The organism is Arcobacter vandammei (assembly GCF_016106035.1).
Lineage (GTDB): Bacteria > Campylobacterota > Campylobacteria > Campylobacterales > Arcobacteraceae > Aliarcobacter > Aliarcobacter vandammei.
Map to the genome: position 1 here is coordinate 47,493 of NZ_JADKPZ010000014.1, position 20,965 is coordinate 68,457.

At 29.0% G+C, this 20,965-nt stretch carries 23 protein-coding genes; 3 read left to right on the forward strand and 20 right to left on the reverse strand.

Translation table 11 applies throughout. The annotated features are described in order from the left end of the window. Positions 1–3 precede the first annotated feature (3 nt). Positions 4–786 carry a TOBE domain-containing protein gene (locus IQC44_RS08835; RefSeq protein ID WP_198305999.1) on the reverse strand — a complete coding sequence of 261 codons (783 nt, stop codon included), beginning with the start codon at positions 784–786 and terminating at the stop codon, positions 4–6. Positions 787–938: 152 nt separating this feature from the next. Between IQC44_RS08835 and IQC44_RS08840 the strand changes: the two genes are divergently transcribed. Further along, positions 939–2,186, forward strand: coding sequence for an MgtC/SapB family protein (locus tag IQC44_RS08840; protein ID WP_198306000.1), 1,248 nt, complete (start codon positions 939–941; stop codon positions 2,184–2,186). 179 nt (positions 2,187–2,365) lie between these two features. Here the strand turns inward: IQC44_RS08840 and IQC44_RS08845 are convergent, their stop codons facing one another. After that, a complete protein-coding gene (locus IQC44_RS08845; RefSeq protein ID WP_198306001.1) occupies positions 2,366–3,193 on the reverse strand; it encodes a LysR family transcriptional regulator in 828 nt (275 codons plus the stop codon). A 94-nt stretch (positions 3,194–3,287) separates the two neighbouring features. Here IQC44_RS08845 and IQC44_RS08850 point away from each other — a divergent pair, with 94 nt between their 5' ends. Further along, positions 3,288–4,472, forward strand: coding sequence for a YbfB/YjiJ family MFS transporter (locus IQC44_RS08850; protein ID WP_198306002.1), 1,185 nt, complete (start codon positions 3,288–3,290; stop codon positions 4,470–4,472). A gap of 13 nt (positions 4,473–4,485) precedes the next feature. Here IQC44_RS08850 and IQC44_RS08855 read toward each other — a convergent pair whose 3' ends face one another. The 18 genes from IQC44_RS08855 to IQC44_RS08940 all read right to left on the reverse strand — a co-directional run bounded on the left by IQC44_RS08855 (position 4,486) and on the right by IQC44_RS08940 (position 20,256). Then, a complete protein-coding gene (locus IQC44_RS08855; protein WP_198306003.1) occupies positions 4,486–4,926 on the reverse strand; it encodes a hemerythrin family protein in 441 nt (146 codons plus the stop codon). 68 nt (positions 4,927–4,994) lie between these two features. Beyond that, the gene (locus tag IQC44_RS08860) at positions 4,995–6,041 is read right to left on the reverse strand and encodes a sulfate/molybdate ABC transporter ATP-binding protein (RefSeq protein WP_198306004.1); all 1,047 of its coding nucleotides are present in this window, start codon (positions 6,039–6,041) and stop codon (positions 4,995–4,997) included. A gap of 33 nt (positions 6,042–6,074) precedes the next feature. Beyond that, positions 6,075–6,920: a sulfate ABC transporter permease subunit CysW gene (gene cysW, locus IQC44_RS08865; RefSeq protein ID WP_198306005.1), complete on the reverse strand. Its 846-nt coding sequence runs from the start codon at positions 6,918–6,920 to the stop codon at positions 6,075–6,077. Next, positions 6,917–7,771: a sulfate ABC transporter permease subunit CysT gene (gene cysT / locus IQC44_RS08870; protein ID WP_198306006.1), complete on the reverse strand. Its 855-nt coding sequence runs from the start codon at positions 7,769–7,771 to the stop codon at positions 6,917–6,919. The genes cysW and cysT overlap by 4 nt, the downstream gene beginning before the upstream one ends. A 171-nt stretch (positions 7,772–7,942) precedes the next feature. Next, on the reverse strand, positions 7,943–8,644 hold the full coding sequence (locus IQC44_RS08875) for an MOSC domain-containing protein (protein WP_198306007.1): 702 nt from the start codon (positions 8,642–8,644) through the stop codon (positions 7,943–7,945). An 18-nt stretch (positions 8,645–8,662) separates the two neighbouring features. Continuing rightward, a complete protein-coding gene (gene moeB, locus IQC44_RS08880; RefSeq protein ID WP_198306008.1) occupies positions 8,663–9,796 on the reverse strand; it encodes a molybdopterin-synthase adenylyltransferase MoeB in 1,134 nt (377 codons plus the stop codon). A gap of 72 nt (positions 9,797–9,868) precedes the next feature. Further along, positions 9,869–10,132, reverse strand: coding sequence for a ubiquitin family protein (locus tag IQC44_RS08885; RefSeq protein WP_198306009.1), 264 nt, complete (start codon positions 10,130–10,132; stop codon positions 9,869–9,871). Between the two features lie 32 nt (positions 10,133–10,164). Beyond that, positions 10,165–11,244, reverse strand: coding sequence for a sulfate ABC transporter substrate-binding protein (locus tag IQC44_RS08890; protein ID WP_198306010.1), 1,080 nt, complete (start codon positions 11,242–11,244; stop codon positions 10,165–10,167). A gap of 326 nt (positions 11,245–11,570) precedes the next feature. Beyond that, positions 11,571–11,984, reverse strand: coding sequence for an Hsp20/alpha crystallin family protein (locus tag IQC44_RS08895; RefSeq protein ID WP_198306011.1), 414 nt, complete (start codon positions 11,982–11,984; stop codon positions 11,571–11,573). 160 nt (positions 11,985–12,144) lie between these two features. Then, positions 12,145–12,603, reverse strand: a complete 459-nt coding sequence (locus IQC44_RS08900) for an RrF2 family transcriptional regulator (protein ID WP_198306012.1) — start codon at positions 12,601–12,603, stop codon at positions 12,145–12,147. A gap of 98 nt (positions 12,604–12,701) precedes the next feature. After that, complete coding sequence (locus tag IQC44_RS08905; protein ID WP_198306013.1) at positions 12,702–13,784, reverse strand: sulfite reductase; 1,083 nt, start codon at positions 13,782–13,784, stop codon at positions 12,702–12,704. A 9-nt stretch (positions 13,785–13,793) separates the two neighbouring features. Continuing rightward, a complete protein-coding gene (gene cysN, locus IQC44_RS08910; protein WP_198306014.1) occupies positions 13,794–15,188 on the reverse strand; it encodes a sulfate adenylyltransferase subunit CysN in 1,395 nt (464 codons plus the stop codon). A gap of 1 nt (position 15,189) precedes the next feature. Continuing rightward, positions 15,190–16,104, reverse strand: a complete 915-nt coding sequence (gene cysD, locus IQC44_RS08915; RefSeq protein ID WP_198306015.1) for a sulfate adenylyltransferase subunit CysD — start codon at positions 16,102–16,104, stop codon at positions 15,190–15,192. A 534-nt stretch (positions 16,105–16,638) separates the two neighbouring features. Next, positions 16,639–17,340 (reverse strand): phosphoadenylyl-sulfate reductase, encoded by a 702-nt coding sequence (locus IQC44_RS08920; RefSeq protein ID WP_198306016.1) that lies wholly within the window; start codon positions 17,338–17,340, stop codon positions 16,639–16,641. 8 nt (positions 17,341–17,348) lie between these two features. Then, complete coding sequence (locus tag IQC44_RS08925; protein WP_198306017.1) at positions 17,349–17,579, reverse strand: DUF2061 domain-containing protein; 231 nt, start codon at positions 17,577–17,579, stop codon at positions 17,349–17,351. 35 nt (positions 17,580–17,614) lie between these two features. Beyond that, entirely contained in the window at positions 17,615–18,547 is a 933-nt protein-coding gene (gene cysK / locus IQC44_RS08930; RefSeq protein WP_198306018.1) for a cysteine synthase A, read from the reverse strand. A gap of 17 nt (positions 18,548–18,564) precedes the next feature. After that, positions 18,565–18,978, reverse strand: coding sequence for an RrF2 family transcriptional regulator (locus IQC44_RS08935; protein WP_198306019.1), 414 nt, complete (start codon positions 18,976–18,978; stop codon positions 18,565–18,567). A gap of 9 nt (positions 18,979–18,987) precedes the next feature. Then, complete coding sequence (locus IQC44_RS08940) at positions 18,988–20,256, reverse strand: O-acetylhomoserine aminocarboxypropyltransferase/cysteine synthase family protein (RefSeq protein WP_198306020.1); 1,269 nt, start codon at positions 20,254–20,256, stop codon at positions 18,988–18,990. Between the two features lie 206 nt (positions 20,257–20,462). Between IQC44_RS08940 and IQC44_RS08945 the strand changes: the two genes are divergently transcribed. Further along, the gene (locus IQC44_RS08945; RefSeq protein ID WP_198306021.1) at positions 20,463–20,780 is read left to right on the forward strand and encodes a cupin domain-containing protein; all 318 of its coding nucleotides are present in this window, start codon (positions 20,463–20,465) and stop codon (positions 20,778–20,780) included. Positions 20,781–20,965 lie beyond the last annotated feature (185 nt).

The window sequence follows — 20,965 nt, forward strand, 5'->3', positions numbered from 1 at the left end:
TCCTTATTTTCCTATCATAATATCAGATGCTTTAATAACTGCATCAACTTTTGTTCCAACTTTTAAACCCATATTTTCTACAGAATTTACTGTTACGATAGATACAATCTTGTCATCATTTCCAATATTTACTACAACTTCCGCATTTACAGCACCTAAATTTATAGCTTCAATAGTACCTTTTAAACAGTTTCTGGCACTTAGTTTTAGATTCGTCTGCGTCGATAATAAAACATTGCTAGATTTTATAACAGCAATAACTTCATCACCAATAGCTAAACCAAGATTTTCAGTAGAACTATTTGTGATAATAGAAACTAAACTATTTCCACTTTTTAGTTTAATTTTAACCTCAGCATTAACAGCACCTAGAGAAATATGTTCAACTACACCAATTATCTGGTTTCTAGCACTAATTTGCATTGATAATCTCCTTATAGTTTTTAAAGAACCACTATTTAAATCAGTAATTCGATTTAGGTTTTCAATAAACTTTCTTTGCTCCTCTTTTAACAAAAAATATGTTTCCAAAAGGTTCTCTCCATATTTTGTAAGGCTTGTTCCACCACCACCAGCACCACCTGTTTCTCTTATAACTATTGGAGTAATAGATAAATTATTCATCGATTCAATAGCTTCCCAAGCAGCTTTATAGCTCATAGGAACTTCTTTTGCAGCTTTGTTTATAGAACCAGTTTTTTTAATTGCTAATAGTAATTCAATCCTTTTTTCAAGTAAAAATGGTTGATTAAAAAGCTCTAAAGTCAAATTTGATGATATTGACATAATAATCCTTTGTTATATCATATAATATATAACGCAAGAAAATATTAGCCTTATATACCTTAATAAATAATGATAAGATATTTTTATTAAATAATTTCTAAAATATATAAAAATTATTATATTATTAGAAAAATTAATCTCTAGGAAATGATATGAATCTAAATGATTTATTGACATATTTTATACCAACACTTATCTTTAGTTTTTTGATAGGATTGGAAGTTAGAGCATATATTACAAAGTTTCATGAAAATGATGAGAAGGTATTTTTTGGTACAACAAGAACTTATACTTTTCTAGGAATTTTAGGTTTTATTCTTTATGAATTAGAGCCAAATAATTTTTCTATTTTTATAATTGGTTTTATATCAATTACTTTTCTTTATTCAATCTTATTTAAAAAATTGATTGAAAATAACAAAAATAGTATAGTTTTATATATGGTTTCAATGATAGTTTATAGTTTTGGACCACTTGTAAATTTATATCCACTTTGGCTCTCATCTTTGATTTTTGTTATATTGGTATTTTTGCTTAATTCAAAAGATAAACTTATTAATCTAAATTTAAAAATAAATATCTATGAGTTTGAAACTTTTGGAAAGATTTTACTACTTTCAGCTGTTGTTTTACCGCTTTTACCAAATGACAATAATATTCCATATCTTGGAATATCTTTATACAAAGTTTGGCTTACAGTTGTTGTGATTGCTATTATCTCTTATATTTCATATATTATTCAAAAATATATTTTCCCATCAAAAGGTATTTTTCTAATGGGACTTTTAGGAGGTCTTTATTCATCAACTGCCACAGTTATTGTAATATCTAAAAAGGCTTTAAATTTAGAGAAAAATAATATTATAGGTGCTTCTATTTTTGCAGCTATTTTGATGATGTATGTTAGGGTTTTGATTATTTCATATATTTTTAATTTTGAAGTTGCAAAAGCTCTTACACCAGCTTTTATAGTTTTAATTTTGGTCTCTTTATCTATAACTTTAGTTTTATATTTTAAATCAACAAAACTAGAACATTGTGTTTCATCTCTTGATTCAAATCCCTTGGAGTTAAAAACAGCTTTTGTCTTTGCAATTTTATTTATGTTTACAATGCTTATTACAAATCTTGTAATAGAACACTTTGGTATGACAGGATTGAAATTTTTATCAATTCTAGTTGGATTTACAGATATAAATCCTTTTATTTTATCTTTATTAACAGCAAAATATAGTGTAACAAATGCAACTATTGTATCTTCAATTCTTGTAGCAATTGGAAGTAATAATATTTTAATCGCTATTTATTCGTTGTTTTTTGGAAAAGATAAGACAAAGATAGCTGCAACTTTGTTGATTTTATTAGGAATAGTGACTATTTTAGTAGGATTTATTTTATAAATTCTACCAAAAGTTACATTTTGCTTAAAATTTAAATATTAAATTCTAAAACTAATAAAAAATAAATGAAAAACAGATATAATCACAGAAATAAATGAATAATCGATGAGTATAAAACTTACAGCAGAAGTTTAACTAAAACACCTATACTCATCGCTTATTTATATAGTTAAAATCCTTTATAAATCTATCTTTTGTAAATAATCACTAATCTTTGGAATATTATCTTTTCTACAAATCAAACAAGTTGGAATATTTGCTTCATCTTTTGGTAAAACTGTAATTTTTATATCTTTATCATAACCCATTTTCTTAACTATACTTGTAGGAAGCAAAGATTTTCCCATTCCTACTTTTATACAAGATAAAATAGTTTCTAAGTTCCCAAAAGATAAGGTTTTTTCTATAAATATATTTTTCTGTCTATTATAATTTCTTAAGAATTCATCATAAACACAGCCCTCTTTAAAAGTTAGAGTTACATTTGGACTACTATTTTCATTTGGCTCTAAAATTGCTATCTCCTCTTCAAATTTTTTTAATATCATTAAACTATCATTTGTTGGCTCTCCACTTATAAAAGCAATATCAACTTTATAATCTAAAATTAATTGCATAATATCTTTTGTCGTTCCTGTAAAGAGTTCAAGTTGCATTTTTGGAAAATCTTTGTGAAGTTGAAGTAAAAAAGGAGATATTCTTACAACAGCATTACAATCAGTTGAGCCAATTTTAAGAGAGTTTATACTCTCATCTTCACATAAACTTGCGATTGAACTCTCCATTTTATGAATTATTTCTAAAGCTTGTGGGTAAAATTTCTCTCCACTTGAAGTCAAAATAACACCTTTTGGAACTCTATAAAAAAGCTCTAAACCTAAAATCTTCTCAAGCTGTTTTACTCTTGAAGTTACATTTGATTGAGTACATTTTAGCTCATTTGAAGCTATTGAGATACTTTTATTGTTTGCAACACTTACAAAAACTTTTAATAAATTTAAATCCATATCATTTTTCCTTATATCATCTATCATTATTGATTATTTGACATAGAATAATCTTTAGTGATATGATACCAAAAAAACTAAGGAAGAGAGTTTTATGAAGTTAGGGTTATTTAATAGAAACAATAATATAGCAATCTTAATAGCAGGTATTTTTTCTATAATTATTGGGCTAGGAGTTGCACGATTTGCCTTTACAGGGCTTATCCCTGCTATGCTTGATGATTATTTGAGTATTAAATTTGTAGGAATTTTAGCCTCTTTAAATTTTGCTGGGTATTTAGCAGGTTCTATTTTTTCAATGTTTGTAAAAGATATAAATGTAAAAGTTTATCTATATAGATTTGGAGTTGTTTTAGCTATTTTGACAACTTTTGTTTTAGCTTATAGTGATAACAACACACTTTGGATGATAGCAAGAGTAATGGCTGGATTTGCAGGAGCTATGTGTTTGATTGTTGGAACAGCAATTGTGATGCAAAAACTAACAATAAAAAGTAAAACAAAAGCTATGGGAATTCATTTTAGTGGAATAGGTTTTTCTATTTTAACAACAGATTTAATAGCAAGATTTGTTTTGAGTTTGGACTACTCTTGGAGAGATTCTTGGAGTGTTTTGGCATTTTTTGCTTTGATTTTATCTTTTTATAGTGTTTATATTTTATCATTTGACAAAGAAGTAAAACAAAATGCAGTGAAAGTAAAATTTGATACTTCTATTTTTACACCTTTTGTAATAGTTTTGATTATGGCATATTTTGCTGAAGGTGTTGGATTTGTGGTTCAAGCTACATTTTTACCTGATATTATAAACAATCTTAAAGGTCTTGAGGGCTATGGAAGTATCACATGGACACTTGTTGGAGTTGCTGGAATTCCCTCTTGTATTATTTGGATGTTATTAGCTCATAAATTTGGAAGCTCAAATATTATTATAATTGCTCTTTTGCTTCAAGCTATTGGGATTTTAATTCCTGTTTTTAGCTCAGATATTTATCTAAATTTGCTAAGTGGAGTTTTATATGGTGGAACATTTATTGGACTTGTTGCACTTTTTATGAATTTAGGTGGGCAACTTTCAAAGGGAAATCCTGTTGTTTTAATGGGAGCAATGACTAGCTCTTATGGAATAGGACAAGTAATAGCACCACTTTATAGTGTTTATTTTATTGAAAAATATGGAAGTTATGATTATGCACTTATTTTAACAGCTTTTATCGTAGTTGGTGGAGCAGTTTTACTTTTAATGGCAAAAAAATTTGAGCCAAAAGATATAGATTAAAATCTATATCTTTTTACATCATAGAGCAAGGACTCATTCCTGTTTGGAAAAATCTTGCAGTTACAGTATCCATACTTCTAATATGATTTACAAGCCAGTTTACTAAATCATATTCTATATAAGTTTTTAAAGAAACAATATCTCTTTTTGCTTCAAATTCATTCCAAACAGATTTTATTTCATTTAAATTATTATCGTGTTCACCTTTATGAAAAGGATAAGCAAAAAAACCTCTTTTTTGCATCTCCTCTTCTTCTATTGCAAAGTGCTTTATAGTATGATTTACCCAAACTGTATAAGAAGATTTTAGATTTTCATAGTTTTCATTTGAAGAATTTTTCTCAAACTCTTCAATATCTTCATAGATTTTATTTATCAAATCAACATCTTCAAAGTGAGTTACATTCATAAACTCTTCTGCTACAAGTGGCAAATTATTTTTATCTATTAGCATAAATCATCCTTTTATAGTAATAGATGATTATATAAAAAGCTTTTGTAGATTTTATTGATAATAATCAATTAAATTCCTGCTCCATCTTCAAAGCTTCTTAATTTTCTTGGTCTAATTCCTACAATATCACCTATTTTCAACTGTTTTTCTGCAAAATCATAGTGAGATAATTCTACAAAAACCAACTTCTTCTCATCGTCTAATTGTGATAACTCTATTTTTACAAAAGAACCTGCTTGTTGTATATATTTTACTCTTAATTGTAAAATTGCATCATTGTCATTTACTGAAACTATCTCCAATTCGTGTGGACGAATAAGATATTTACTATCTTCTTTTGTGCTTATATTTTTTAATACTTCAATATCTCTTGAGTGAAATAGATTTACATTTCCTAAAAAGTTTATTACAAACTCATTTTTAGGATTGTGGAAAACTTCTTGCGGAGTTCCTATTTGTTCTATTTTTCCTTTTGAGATTACAACTATTCTATTTGCAACTTCAAGTGCTTCTTCTTGGTCATGAGTTACTAAAATTGTTGTAATTCCTAACTCTTCTTGAAGCTCTTTTAACCATCTTCTTAAATCAGATCTTACTTTTGCATCTAATGCACCAAAAGGTTCATCAAGCAATAATACTTTTGGCTCAACTGCCAAAGCTCTAGCTAAGGCAACTCTTTGTCGCTGTCCACCAGAAAGTTGCCAAGGGAAACGGTTTGCAAAGCCATCAAGTTGAATTAGTTTTAAAAGCTTTGTAACTTTATCTTCAATCTCTTTATTTGAAAGTCTTTGTTTTTTTGGTTTTACTCTAAGTCCAAAAGCGATATTTTCAAAAACAGTCATATGACGAAAAAGTGCATAGTGTTGAAATACAAAACCAATATCTCTATCTCCAATATCTTTTTTTGCAACATTTATATTATTAAATAAAATCTCTCCACTATCAGTTTCATCTACTGTTTCAAGTCCTGCTATCATTCGCAAAAGTGTTGTTTTTCCGCTTCCAGATGGTCCTAAAAGTGCAAGTAATTCACCCTCAACAATATCTAAATTTATATTTTCTAAGGCAACAAAGTTGCCAAAATGTTTTGTTAAATTTTTTACTTCTATTTTCATATTTACTCTTCATTATCTAATTTATTAAGTTTTCTAATTCTTTGCTTTTCTTTGGGCTTTCCACTCTAAAATATATTTTAAAACTAGAGTTAAAAGTGCCAATATTGCCAAAAGTGTTGAAACTGCAAAAGCTGCAACAAAGTTGTATTCATTGTATAAAATCTCAACTTGTAGTGGCATAGTGTTTGTAACTCCTTGAATATGTCCAGAAACTACTGAAACAGCTCCAAACTCTCCCATGGCTCTTGCATTACACAAAATTACTCCATAAAGTAATCCCCACTTTATATTTGGCAAAGTTACTTTCCAAAATGTCTGAAATCCACTTGCACCCAAAAGTAAAGCTGCTTGTTCTTCATCATTTCCCATCTCTTGCATAAGTGGGATTAACTCTCTTGCAACAAAAGGGAAAGTTACAAAGATAGTTGCAAGTACAATCCCTGGGACTGCAAAAATAATTTGTATATCATTTGCAATCAAAAATGAGCCAAACCAACCTTGAGCACCAAAAAGCAAAATATATACAAACCCCGATATTACTGGACTTACAGCAAAAGGTAAATCTATTAAAGTTATTAAAAAACTCTTACCAAAAAATGAGTATTTTGCTATTGCCCAAGAAGCACAAACTCCAAAAACAACATTTAAAGGAACTGCAATAGCTGCAGAGATAAATGTAAGTTTTATAGCACTTAAAATATAAGGGTCATCAAAACTTAAAAAATATGCTTCATAACCTTTTCTAAAAGCTTCTGCAAAAATTGTAATCAAAGGAACAACTAACATTATCATTAAAAAAGCTAAAGCTATGAAGATTAAAGTATATTTTACTAATCTTGACTCATTTTGTGAACTCTTTGTATTGCTTATTGTTTTCATATTGCCTCCATACCTTTTCTTCTTGAACTCCATCTTTGAAGTATGTTTATAAATAGTAACATTACAAAAGAGATTAAAAGCATAACAACTGCTATTGCTGTTGCTCCTGCATAATCGTATTGTTCTAGTTTTGTAACTATTAAAAGTGTACTAATCTCTGTTTTAAATGGCATATTTCCAGCTATAAAAACAACAGAACCATACTCACCTAAAGCTCTAGCAAAAGATAGTGCAAAACCTGTTAAAACTGCTGGAAAAATAGTTGGAAGTATCACCTTATAAAAAGTTTGCCATCTACTTGCACCCAACGATGCACTAGCTTCTTCTTGTTCTATTTGTATCTCTTCAAGTGCTGGTTGAACTGTTCTCACTACAAAAGGAAGCCCTATAAAAATCAGGGCAATTGTAATTCCTATTGGGCTAAAAACTATTTTTACTCCAAGTGGTTCTAAAAACTGCCCAAACCAACCTTGACTTGAATACAAAGTTGTAAGTGCAATTCCTGAAACAGCTGTTGGAAGTGCAAAAGGTAAATCAACAATTGCATCAAAAACTCTTTTTCCAAAAAATGTATATCGCACCAAACACCATGCAACAATCACTCCAAAAATAGTATTTACAAGAGCAGCTACTAAAGAAGTAACAAAAGTAAGTTTATAACTTGCTATTACTCTTTCATTTGTCGTTGCATTTAAAAAAGTATCAAATCCCATACTAAATGCTTCTGTAAATAGTGCAATTAAAGGAATAATTACAATAATGCTTAGATAGAAAACTGTATATCCCATAGTTAATCCAAATCCAGGGATTGATGATTTTGGTCTTTTTATTATTCCAAAATTTAATCTCATTTAACTCCTTTTTATTCTAATATACATCTTATTGGTGAATATTAAAAATTGATAAAAAATAGGCGATTAAAATAATCACCTATTAAGTTGGTGTAATATTAGCAGAATCTATTTTTTATGTCAATAGTTTATTTTCTTATATTTTAAATCAAAGACTATAAAAGCAAAAAATTATGTATGATAAAAGCTAAATTGATTATCTTCTTCGCCTAACTCATATCTTTTTTGTAAAGAGTTTTTAAATTGGTATCCTAACTCTTGACAAGATAAAGCTTTTAAAGTTAATCTTTTATCTAGTTTTGGATTAAGTATTAGTTGATTTAGTTTTTCAATAGTTAAAGTAGAATTTACCCTACTTTCCAAAAAAACTTCATCATTTTTAGCAATATATCCCTCTTTTAAAACTTTTGCATAAAAGCCAGTAAAACCACTTTCAAAGATAAATTTTGTCATATTTTTTTGATTTGTATTAAGACTTAGTTTATAGCAAGGTTGTCTTGGTTGTGTGATTTGTACCTTTGTTTCCCCTATTTTTAATATATCTCCAATACAAATATCTTTTTCACAAATCTCATCAAGTATTAGATTTTCTCCAAAATATGCCATCTTGTTTAGCTCAAAAATATTATTAAAATGTGAATTTATTTTTTTGTAAGTTAGTTTTGAAAATAAAAAAAGTGCCTTATTAATTCCACCATGGTGCAATAAATCAGCTTGAAAATCATCTATAAAACCAGTTTTTGTAAGATATGCTTTTTCTACTGGATATTTTTTGATAGCTGAAACCAACTCCTTTCTTTTTTGGTCTTCAAGTTTTGTTGTGGTAACCACCCCTATTTTTACATATAAAACTTTTGATATTTGTGTAGCCATTTTGTTGTATTTACTTCTTTAACTTAAGTCATTTATCCAAGATGTTATTCCACCTCTTAAACTATAAAGTTCTCCTTTATATCCAGCTTTTTTTAACTTTAAAATAGCCTCTTTGCTCTTAAGCCCAATAGTGCAAACTATTATAGTTTTTTTTGAATTATCCAGTAAGTTTATATTTTCTAGCAAAGTAGGAATTTGTATATTTTTTGAATTTTTTATAGCTTTTAAAGCTTCACTTAAATCTTGTCTAATATCGATTATATCTATATCTTCATTGTTTTCTATAAGAGTTTGTAACTTATTTATACTTATATCTTCAATCGTAAAATTCTCATCAAGATTTTTTAGCCCACAAAACTCTTCATAATCTATAAGCTCTTTTATTGTTGCATTTTTACTACAAACAGCACAGTTTTCATCTTTTGTGATTTTATACTCAGAAAATTTCATTTTTAGTGCATTTAAACTTAGAAGTCTATTTTTTAAACTATGTCCTATATTTAAAAGAAGCTTTATAGTTTCACTTGCTTGAATTGTCCCTATAATTCCTGGTAATACTCCCAAAACTCCAGCTTCAGAGCAAGATGGAACTTGTCCCGCTTTTGGTGGGTCTTTAAAAATACATCTATAACAAGCTCCATCTTTGTGATTAAATACAGATGTTTGCCCTTCAAATCTAAAAATTGCACCATAAACAAAGGGTTTATTTAAAAAAACACAAGCATCATTTATCAAATATCTTGTAGGAAAATTATCTGTTCCATCTACAACAACATCGTAATCTTTTATGATTTCTAGTGCATTTTGACTTGTTAATCTATCGTTATAGGCTAAAACTTTAATATTTGGATTTAGTGCATTTATTTGTGCTTTTGCTGATTCGACTTTTAGATTTCCAATAGTTTTTGTAGAGTGAATAATTTGTCTTTGTAAATTTGATTCATCAACTATATCAAAATCAATTATTCCAATAGTTCCAATTCCAACAGCACTTAAATATAGTAAAACAGGAGAACCTAAAGCTCCAGATCCAACAACTAAAACTTTTGAATTTTTAAGTTTTAGTTGTCCTTCAAGTCCTACTTCTGGCAAGATGAGATGTCTGCTATATCTAGTTATTTCTTCTTGTGAAAGTCTATTGTGTTTTGACATCAGGCACTCCTATTTCAAATTTGAATAGAAGAATATCATAAGAGCAATTTAACTTCTCTTTTTAAAATAAAGCTATGAAGCTTGAGATAAGATTATCTTGTCATCATCATAAACTTTTGTATCAAAATTATCTAAACTATTGATATTTCTTTCGTTTAGATAGATATTTATATAGTTTTTTAGCTTTCCATTATCTGTATAGATATGATTTTCTAAATCTCTATGCTCTCTTACTAAATTTCCTACAATATCTTTTATATTTTCACCATTTAGCGAAATCTCAAAAATACCATTTGTGTATGTTTTTAAATCTCTTGTTATATAAACTTTTGCCATTTTATAACTCCTTTATAGGAACTTGACTCAATCTATTTATAGATTAAATCAAATGTCCCACCATCATCAAAGTGAGTTTTTTGTGCATTTGCCCAAGATCCAAATACATCATTGATTTTGAATAGTTCGACTTTTGGGAAAATCTCTAAAGCTTTTTTATCCACAAGTTCAGGCTTACTTGGTCTATAATAATGTTTAGCTGCTATTTCTTGTCCCTCTTTTGAGTATAAATATTTTAAATACTCATTTGAAACAGTATAAGTCCCTTTGCTTTGAGAATTTTTATCTACAACAGTTACTGGTGGTTCAGCTAATATTGAAATTGTTGGTACAACTATTTCAAATTGATCTTTTCCTAACTCATTTATTGCTAAAAATGCCTCATTTTCCCAAGCTAGTAAAACATCTCCAATTTTTCTTTGAACAAAAGTATTAGTTGAACCTCTTGCACCAGAATCAAGAACAGGAACATGTTTTAAAAGTTTTGTAATATACTCATTTGCTTTTTTATCTGCTTTTTTATAGGCTTCAGAGTTAAAATCAATTTTTTCTAAGCTTCCTAACTCTTGTTTAAGTCCATAAGCATAAGCTGCTAAATAGTTCCATCTAGCTCCACCAGAAGTTTTTGGGTTTGGAGTGATAACCTCAACACCATCTTTTATTAAATCGTCCCAATCTTTAATACCTTTTGGATTTCCTTTTCTCACTAAAAATACTATTGTTGAAGTATATGGAGATGAGTTAAACTCTAATCTTTCTTGCCAATTTTCTGGAAACAGTTTCGCTTTTTCACTAATAGCATCTATATCATAAGCCAAAGCCAAAGTTACAACATCAGCTTTTAAACCATCTATTACAGCTCTTGCTTGTTTTCCAGCACCACCATGTGATTGTTTTATAGTTACTTTTTGTCCTGTTTTATCTTCCCAATGTTTTGAAAAAGCTTTATTGTAATCTTCATAAAGTTCTCTTGTTGGATCATAAGATACATTTAAAATCTCTATAGATTTTTTTGCTGCTTCTACCTTTGCATCATAGTTTGAACTGTCTGCAAAGCTTAATGTCGATATTAGCAATGACGCTAACGCTATGTTTTTTATATTTTTTATCATTTTATCTCTCTTTTTAAATTTAATACACACTAAATGTATGATAATTAAAGATTTTAAAAAAAATCTCACCTATTTTCTCTTTTTTGATTTATATATATTACACATGTCGCACATCATTTTCTATCCTTTCTGCCTTAGATGATTTGTTGTTTTTATTTATCATCTACTAAACTGGTGAAATAATACCAACAAAAATATTTTTTGTCAAGAGTTTTGTAAAATTTTTCTGTTGGAAAAGAAGTTTTTATTTGATTTTATAAGTTTTTTAAAGGAATATTTTAAATAAGAAGAAGCAAATCCTAAGGGTTTGCCTCTTTTTTTAGTGATTATTTAATCTCAATAGATTTTCTACTATTATCATCTTTTAGTTTTGGAATAACAACTTCTAAAACACCATTATCATTTTTTGCTTCAATATTTTCTATATCTGCATTATCTGGGAGTGTAAAACTTCTTGAGAATTTTCCAAAGTATGTTTCAACTTTATAGTAATCTTCTTCTTTTATCTCCTCTTTTACTTTTCTTTCTCCACTAATAGTTAAGATACCTTTGTTTATATCGACTTTTATATCCTCTTTTTTCACTCCTGGTAAATCTACATCAACATGATATGCAAAATCACCCTCTCTTGTATTTACAACTGGAACAAAAGCACTTACACCTTCATTGCTTGGTTGTTTGTAAAAACTTTTCTCTAAATCTTTTAGTTGTTTAAATGGGTCAAATTTTGTTAAAAGCATTGTAATCTCCTAATTAAAATATTAAGCTTGATATTTTAAATATCAAACTGATAAAATATTAGCAAATTATTTAGCACTTGTCAAGAGTGAGTGCTAAATTTTATTAATAGTTACTATTTTTAGTATTTATAAGATTAGCAGTTTACTAATAAGAGTGATATTATATTCCTAAACCACCCGTAAACTCATCTTTTAAAACATCTTCTTTTGTTACAGGAGCTTGAGCTAAACAAGAAGCTATTGTAGTTTTATCCAAAATATGTGATGTTAAATTTCTAATATTTAAAAAAACTCTTCTAAAGTGGCATTTTCCTTCTTGGCTACATGGCTCATAATTTGAAACTGAAACACAAGAAATCATCGCCAACATACCCTCAAAATATCGTATAACTTCACCCATTGTTATCTCATCTGCACCTTTTGCTAGAACATAACCACCATATCTTCCTGGGATACTTTTTACCCAACCAGCTTTATTCATTTCAAGCATAATATTTTCCAAAAATCTTCTTGGAACATCAACTTGTTCGGATAATTCTCTAATAGAGATTAAACTATCTGCTTCTGCTATTGCAAACAATGCTCTAAGAGCATAATCTGTTTTTTTTGATACTTTCATATTTATCACCTACCTAATTGGATTATAATTTATTTTAGTTTTTGTGTCAAGATAAAAAGGAAAAAACTAGATTTTTCCTTTTGAATATTTTAGTTAGATTAAAAAGTTAAATTTATATTTTTTAATTTTGAGATTAAGTTTTCACTATTTTTTGTTGGACAATCAAGAACAATAATATTAGATTTGTGAGTTATTTTTATTTTACTTGCCCCATTTTCTTCCAAAGAGCCTATAAGTATAGCTAACTCATTTTTGCTTAGTTTTGAGTGTTTTGATTTTAGTCCAATATATGAAAAACCAGCAATTTTGCTCTCATTTATTCCCATTCTAGGTTTTTTTGGTTCTATATTTGTATTTATAAAACAGCTATCTTGTATATTGAAATCTAGCATAGATGATAAAATATTATTAAAATTTATTAATTCAAGTTCATCTATAAAGGTTTTAAAATCGCTAGAGCTAAGATTTTCTCTTTGTCCAAAATCTTTGTAAATATTTGCAATAGCTCTTGCTGTTGGAATAATTTGTGAACTAGTAATATTTCCAATTCCAATATTTGCTATTTTTACTTCAAAAACTATTTTATCTTTTGCATTTTTTGTAGCATTAAAACTAACATCAGGTGTAAAACCAGCATCACAACCTTCACGGTAACCACTAATTGCAAATTGCAAAGAGTTTGGGAGATTAAAAAAGTTTTTATTTCCTACAAAAGTATCATTTAGTTTATTTGCTAAATCTTCAACATCATAAAGCTGAGTAATATCAAGCCCATTTACTGGGCAAGTAATAACTTTTTTTATGCTATGTCCTGATTCAAAGAAACTAGTTAATTCTTCTGCTTTTAAAAGGTTAAAAATATTTGGCAAAGATGAGAGTTTTAAATCTTTGAACTCTAGTTTTTGACCCTCATAAAATCCTACTTCATCTATTCTGAACTCATCCAAAATAGAGTAAACGGCTTTTAGTTGAGCTAGATTTAACTCTCCTAAATTTAGTGGAACTTTAAGAGTAAAAGAATTTTGATTTTCATCTTGTGCATAAATTCCATGCCATTTAAATCTCTCTAAATCTTCAATACTAAGTTTTTCACCAGTAACACAGTAGTAGAAAATATCAGCGATAATATCATTACTTGATTTATCGCTTTTTATTTTCTCAACATTTAATTTGTGTGTCATAATATCCCTTTAAAAAATCTCTTTGCACTCCCAGTGCGGAAAATGTTTTCTTACAAGTGCATTGAACTCTATTTCAAAGGCACTATAAGAGCTATCTTTTTTGCTTTGATCACTTGATTTTGCTCTTATCATTCCAGCTCCAACAGTGTTGTTTGTAACTCTATCTATGATTATAAAGCTTCCCATTGTTTTTATCTTATCATAATTGTCATAAGCAATGATTTGCTCTAAATCAAGTTTTGCTCTTGCTATTTCATTTAAATTTAGCGAATTTGCAGCACTTTGCTCTAAAGTATTTACATCTGTTTTATAGTAAATTTGGCTAATAGTTCCAACTGTTGTGCTTGTTGCTCTTTTTATAAAATATTGTTTTCCTTTGATAAGTGGGTCTTCACTAAGCCAAACTAAATCAACATCAAAATTACTAGCCTCATCTGCTTGTTCATCACTTTTTACAATCACATCGCCTCTACTTATATCAATCTCATCTTCAAGAGTTAAAGTTATGGCTTGTTGGGCATAAGCATAAGGTAAATTGCCCTCATAAGTAACTATCTCTTTGATTTTTGAGCTTTTTTTAGAAGGAAGTACAGTTATTTCATCACCAACTTTTATAACTCCACTTGCAATAGTTCCACAAAAACCTCTAAAATCTAAGTTTGGGCGATTTACATATTGAACTGGAAATCTAAAGTGAGTTAAATCTCTATCGCTATCTATTTGTACATTTTCTAAATGCTCCATCAAAGTTTCACCATTGTACCAAGGAGATTTAGAACTTCTATCCACTACATTATCCCCATTTAGTGCTGATAGTGGAATTAGAGTTATATTATTTGTAAGTCCTAACTCTTTTGCAAATTTTAGATAATCCTCTTTGATTTTATTGAAAACATCTTCTCTAAAATCCATTAAATCCATTTTGTTTACTGCTACAACAATATGTTTTATACCTAAAAGCTTATTTATAAAAGAGTGTCTTTTTGTTTGAGTTTGTACTCCATATCTTGCATCTATTAGAATAATTGCCAAGTTTGCTGTACTAGCTCCAGTTGCCATATTTCTTGTATATTGCTCATGTCCAGGGGTATCTGCAATAATAAACTTTCTTTTAGGTGTTGTAAAATATCTATATGCAACATCAATAGTAATTCCCTGCTCTCTTTCACTTTGAAGCCCGTCCACAAGCAAAGACAGATCAAACTCTCCATCTGTTGTATTGTTTTTTTTGCTATCTTTTTTTATTGATGCCAATTGATCTTCAAAAATCATCTTTGAATCGTGAAGCAATCTTCCTATAAGTGTAGATTTTCCATCATCAACATTTCCACAAGTGATAAATCTAAGTAACTGTTTATTTTCATGCTCTTTTAAATAAGCTTTTATATCATCTATTTTTTCCATCTTAAAAATACCCTTCTATTTTTTTCTTCTCCATAGACCCTGCACTATCGTTGTCTATAACTCTTCCTTGTCTTTCACTTGTTTTTGATAAAAGCATCTCTTTTATTATCTCTTCAAGAGTTGTAGCATTTGAGTTTACAGCACCAGTTAGTGGATAGCAACCAAGAGTTCTAAATCGCACCATCTCTTCTTTTATTTCATCATCTTTTTCTATAGGCATTCTTTCATCATCTACCATGATTTTTACACCGTCTTTTTCAACTACTGGTCTTTTTGCCGCAAAATATAGTGGAACTATTGGAATTTGTTCAAGATAAATATATTGCCAAATATCAAGTTCTGTCCAGTTTGAAAGTGGAAAAACTCTAATACTCTCATCTTTGTGAACTCTTGCATTATAAATATTCCATAGCTCTGGTCTTTGATTTTTTGGATCCCACCTGTGGTTTTTATCTCTAAAAGAGTAGATTCTCTCTTTTGCTCTACTTTTCTCTTCATCTCTTCTAGCTCCTCCAAAAACAGCATCAAACTTATATTTACTTAGTGCTTGTTTTAGTCCTTGAGTTTTCATAATATCTGTGTGAACTGCTGAACCGTGAGTAAATGGGCTAATATTCATAGCAATACCTTCTGGGTTTGTATGAACAAGCAGTTCAAAACCTTCTTCTTTTGCTCTTTTATCTCTAAAAGCAATCATCTCTTTAAATTTCCATAAAGTATCCACATGTAAAAGTGGAAATGGTAACTTTGCAGGTGCAAAAGCTTTTAGTGCAAGGTGCAACATAACAGCTGAATCTTTTCCTACACTATACATCATAACAGGGTTATCAAACTCTGCAACCACTTCTCTTATTATGTGAATAGATTCAGCTTCAAGCTGTTTTAAATGTGTTAATTGTTTTGTATCTATTTGCATTTTAAATTCAGTTTTCCTTTTCAATTTTTAATTCTCGTTAAGCTTCTCTTACTTTTCTTTTTACAAATAAAAGTAACAAAAGAATTCTTTTCTTCCATACTTTTTAAAAAAGTATGCAAAACTGGGACACGAGTTACTTTTTTATGGATTTTTTCAATAAATTTCTAAAAATGTAAAACTCGCTTCGCTCAAACAGTTACATTTTCTTAACGAAATTTATCTCAAAAATCTTTATCCTAAAAAAATAAAGTGTCCCGTGCAAGGCAATGGTATTGCCTTACGGCAATATATTTTTAATTTTCCAAAGGAGCTTATTAGCTGCCTTTGGCAAAAAGGTTTGCATTTTCAAAATAGTGTTAAGAAAAATTTATATAAAAGCCGTAAATAAAACTCAACTGTTTGAAGCAAACTTTAGTTTGCAAGTTTTGAGTTTTTAGGCTTGTTATAAATTTTTTAGCTATTTTGGAACAAGCAAACGAGCTCTTTTGTTACTTTTCTTTCGGAAAAGAAAAGTAAGAGAAGGTACCTTTATTTTTACTTCTTATGAAGTCCACACTCTTTATGCTCTGGATTTTCCCACCACCATCTTCCAGCTCTTATATCTTCGCCATCTTTTACGGCCCTTGTACAGGGTTCACAGCCAATACTTGGATAACCACTATCGTGAAGTTTGTTATATGGAACTTTGTTTGTTTTTATATAATCCCAAACATCTTCTTCACTCCAATTTATAAGTGGATTTAGTTTTATCACTTTAAAGTTTTCATCCCACTCAATAATTGGCATCGCTTCTCTTGTAACACTTTGAGAGGCTCGTAAACCAGTTATCCAAATATCAACACCTTTTAAAGCCCTTTTAAGTGGCTCTATTTTTCTGATATTACAGCAATTTTTTCTATTTTCAATGCTTTCAAAATGTCCATTTATCCCTTGAGTAAGATATAGTTTTTCTACATCTTCAGATTTTGGAAAATATACCTCTAGCTTAACACCATATTTTAGGTTTGTTGCATCCATTACTTTATATGTTTCACTATGTAATCTTCCAGTATCAAGTGTAAATACTTTAGTGTTCTTATCAACTTTATATATTAAGTCTGTTAATACTTGGTCTTCAGCCCCTAAACTAGAACTTAAAGCCACATTATTGTGATTTTCTATTATATATTTGATTAAATCACTTGTATTTAAAGACAAAATTTTTTCTTCAATATTCTTTACAATTTCTAAACTCATAAAATGCCTTAAATCTGATAATCGTTTGCAGTTGGTTTAACTGTACCAAATTTTATTCTATTCCAAGCTCTTTCATGAAAATAGTATAAAAGCATCTTTGTAACAACTTCAATAGTCCCAATTGAAGCAGCCATAACTAAATTCCCTGTTATAAAGTATGATACTATAATTGTATCAAGTGTTCCGACCGTTCGCCATGATATTGCTTTTGCGACTGATCTGTACGGTTTTTCATGCATAAAACTCCTAAAATTCTAAAAAAGTATATAGAAGATTACTCTTCTATATAGTCATATAACCCAGAGCTTAAATATCTCTCACCAGTATCACATAAAATAGTAACTATTGTTTTACCTTTGTTTTCAGGTCTTTGAGCAATAATTTTTGCTGCTAATGCATTTGCACCTGAAGAAACACCAACAAGTAAACCTTCAGTTTTTGCTAAATTTCTTGAACTTTCAATAGCATCATCATTTGCTATTTTTATAACTTCATCATAAACTTTTGTATTTAATACATCTGGTACAAATCCAGCTCCAATTCCTTGAATCTTATGAGGTCCAGGGTTTCCACCACTTAATACAGGACTTGCTTCTGGTTCAACTGCTATTATTTTTATATTTGGATTATGTTTTTTTAATACTTCTCCAACTCCTGTTAATGTTCCACCTGTTCCAACACCTGCTATAAATATATCAACTTTACCGTCTGTATCTTTTAATATCTCTTGTGCAGTTGTTTCTCTATGTATTGCTGGATTTGCACTATTTTGGAACTGTTGCAAAATAATAGAGTTTGCAATCTCTTCTTTTAATTCGTTTGCTTTTTCAATAGCACCTTTCATTCCTTTTTCAGCAGGAGTAAGAACAAGTTTAGCTCCTAAAGCTTGAAGAAGTCTTCTTCTTTCAATACTCATAGATGCAGGCATTACAAGAATAAGCTTTAATCCTAATGATGCACTAACAGATGCTAAAGCAATACCTGTATTTCCACTTGTTGGCTCTATTAGAGTTGAATCTTTATTGATTTTTCCCTCTTGCAGAGCAACTTTAATCATATTAGTACCAATTCTATCTTTAACACTAGAACTTGGATTTAAAAATTCACATTTACCTAAAACTGTTGCTCCACTAGTATTACTTGCATTTTGAAGTTTAATAAGTGGAGTATTCCCTACTAATTCTGTTATATTATTTGCATAAGCCATATTTTTTCCTTTTTTTATTAAATGTTATAATGTAAAAACTCATTGTATCTATTTTGATACTCATCAAGTTTTGATAAGCTTAAATCAAAGATTTTTTTCATTTTATCTTTTGATTCACCAAAAAATAGATCTAATATTGGATTATCAACCTTTGAATCAACTATTTTCAAATCATCTTCAAGGGCAACTAAAATATCTACAACTTTTATATCTTCTGGACTCTTTGCCAAAAGGTAACCACCTCTAGCCCCTCTTATACTAGTTACTAACCCAGCACGTCTAAGTTTACTTAAAAGCTGTTCTAAATAGTTTTGAGGTATTGAGGCATTTGCTGAAATATCTCTTATTTGCATGGGAGCATCATCTGTATGACGACTTAGCTCATACATAGCAGCTAAACCATAAACTCCCTTTGTCGAAATTAAAGGCATTTACTACCCTTAATTTAAAGCTTGATTTAAATCTTCTATTAAATCAACTGTATCTTCAAGACCAATTGAAAGTCTGATTGTTGTTGGATTTACACCAGCTTTTAATAACTCTTCTGTACTCATTTGAGAGTGTGTTGTTGATGCTGGGTGAACTATTAAAGATTTACTATCCCCAATATTTACAACAACTGAGAAAAGTTTTGCACTATCAATTACTTTTTTAGCCTTTTCAAAACTCTCAACTTCAAATGAAATTAAACCACTTGCAAGTCCATTTTTTAGATATTTTTGTGCTTTATCGTAGTACTTATCACCTTTTAACCCTGGATAAGATACATTTTTCACTTTTGGATGTTTTTGTAAAAACTCTGCAACTTTTAAAGCATTGTTTGAGTGTTTTTCAACTCTTAGGCTTAAAGTCTCTAAACTTTGAATTAAAAGCCATGAGTTAAATGGTGCAGGTGTTGCTCCAATATCCCTTAATAGAGATAATCTAGCTCTTAAACAAAAGTTTGGTAATGGAACATCTACATAAACAAGCCCATGATATGAAGCATCAGGAGTTGAAAAATGTGGGTATCTTGCACTATTTTTTCTGAAAAATTCACTTAATCCATCTCTTTCAACTATAACTCCACCTAAAGCTGTACCATTTCCACTTGTATATTTACTTGTTGAGTGAACAGAAATATCAACTCCCCAAGAAATTGGATTAAATAGTGCAGCAGTTGCAACTGTATTATCACAAATTGTTATAATTCCATGTTTTTGTGCAATTTCTACAATCTCTTCAATAGCTGGAATTGCAATTTGCGGATTTGATAGTGATTCAAAGAAAATTCCTTTTGTTTTATCATCAATTAGGCTTTCTAAATCACTTGCATCATCACTTTTAAAAGTTTTTACACTAATTCCAAATCTTTTTAGTGTAAAGTGAAACAGTGTAACACTTCCACCATAAAGTTTATCAGAGATTAAAATATTATCTCCAGCTTCAGCAATATTTGCAATTGCATAAAAAATTGCACTTGCACCACTTGCAGTTACAAGAGCTGCCGCTCCATTTTCAAGTTGTGCATATCTTTGCTCTAAAATATCGTTTGTAGGATTATTTAATCTTGTGTAAATTGGTCCTAGCTCTTTTAAAGCAAACAGATTTGCCGCATGTTCACTATCTCTAAAAGCATAAGCTGTTGTTTGAGAAATTGGAACTGCCATCTCTCCATTTCCACTTTTTTTATCATATCCAGTATGGATTGCAATTGTATCTTTTTGCATTTTAACTCCTAAAGTTTTTTAATCAAGTTTAAATCTATATGGAATTATATGTAATTTTTTTTTAAATGTCAAGTCTTTTAATCAAATTTATATAATTATAGTATTTTATGGGCTTCCTTACAATCTTGATTTATTTAATCAACTTTTTGAAACTACTTAAGTTGTTTTACGATAAAATACCAAAAAATCACTATTTGGAATATAATTTGATAGAAAAATATAATATTTTTGAAAAAATAGAAGTAAACAAAAAAGATGAACAATTTTTTGAAATTTTTAAAAATGATAAAATAAAAATAGAAAAAATTGTATCAAATGGTCAAAAATCACCAAAAGATTTTTGGTATAAGCAAGAGCAAAATGAATATATTTTACTTTTAAGTGGCTTTGCTATTTTGGAATTTGAAGATTTTGAAGTGGAACTTAAAAAAGGCGATTGTTTAAATATAGAATCTTTGCAAAAACATAGAGTAAAATTTACAAGCCTTGATGAACCAACTATTTGGTTTGCGGTTTTTTATTAAATTTATAATTATGATGAATAGTATAAATCATATAAATGCAAGGCTGATATAGAAAAAGAGTCTTTAATTTCACCATTTATTACTTCACCGATAAATAATCTTAATTATAGTATAATGTTTTATGGAAAAAATAGATGCTAGAAAATTAACACCAAGAGAATTATCAGAGAAACGAAAGATAGTTA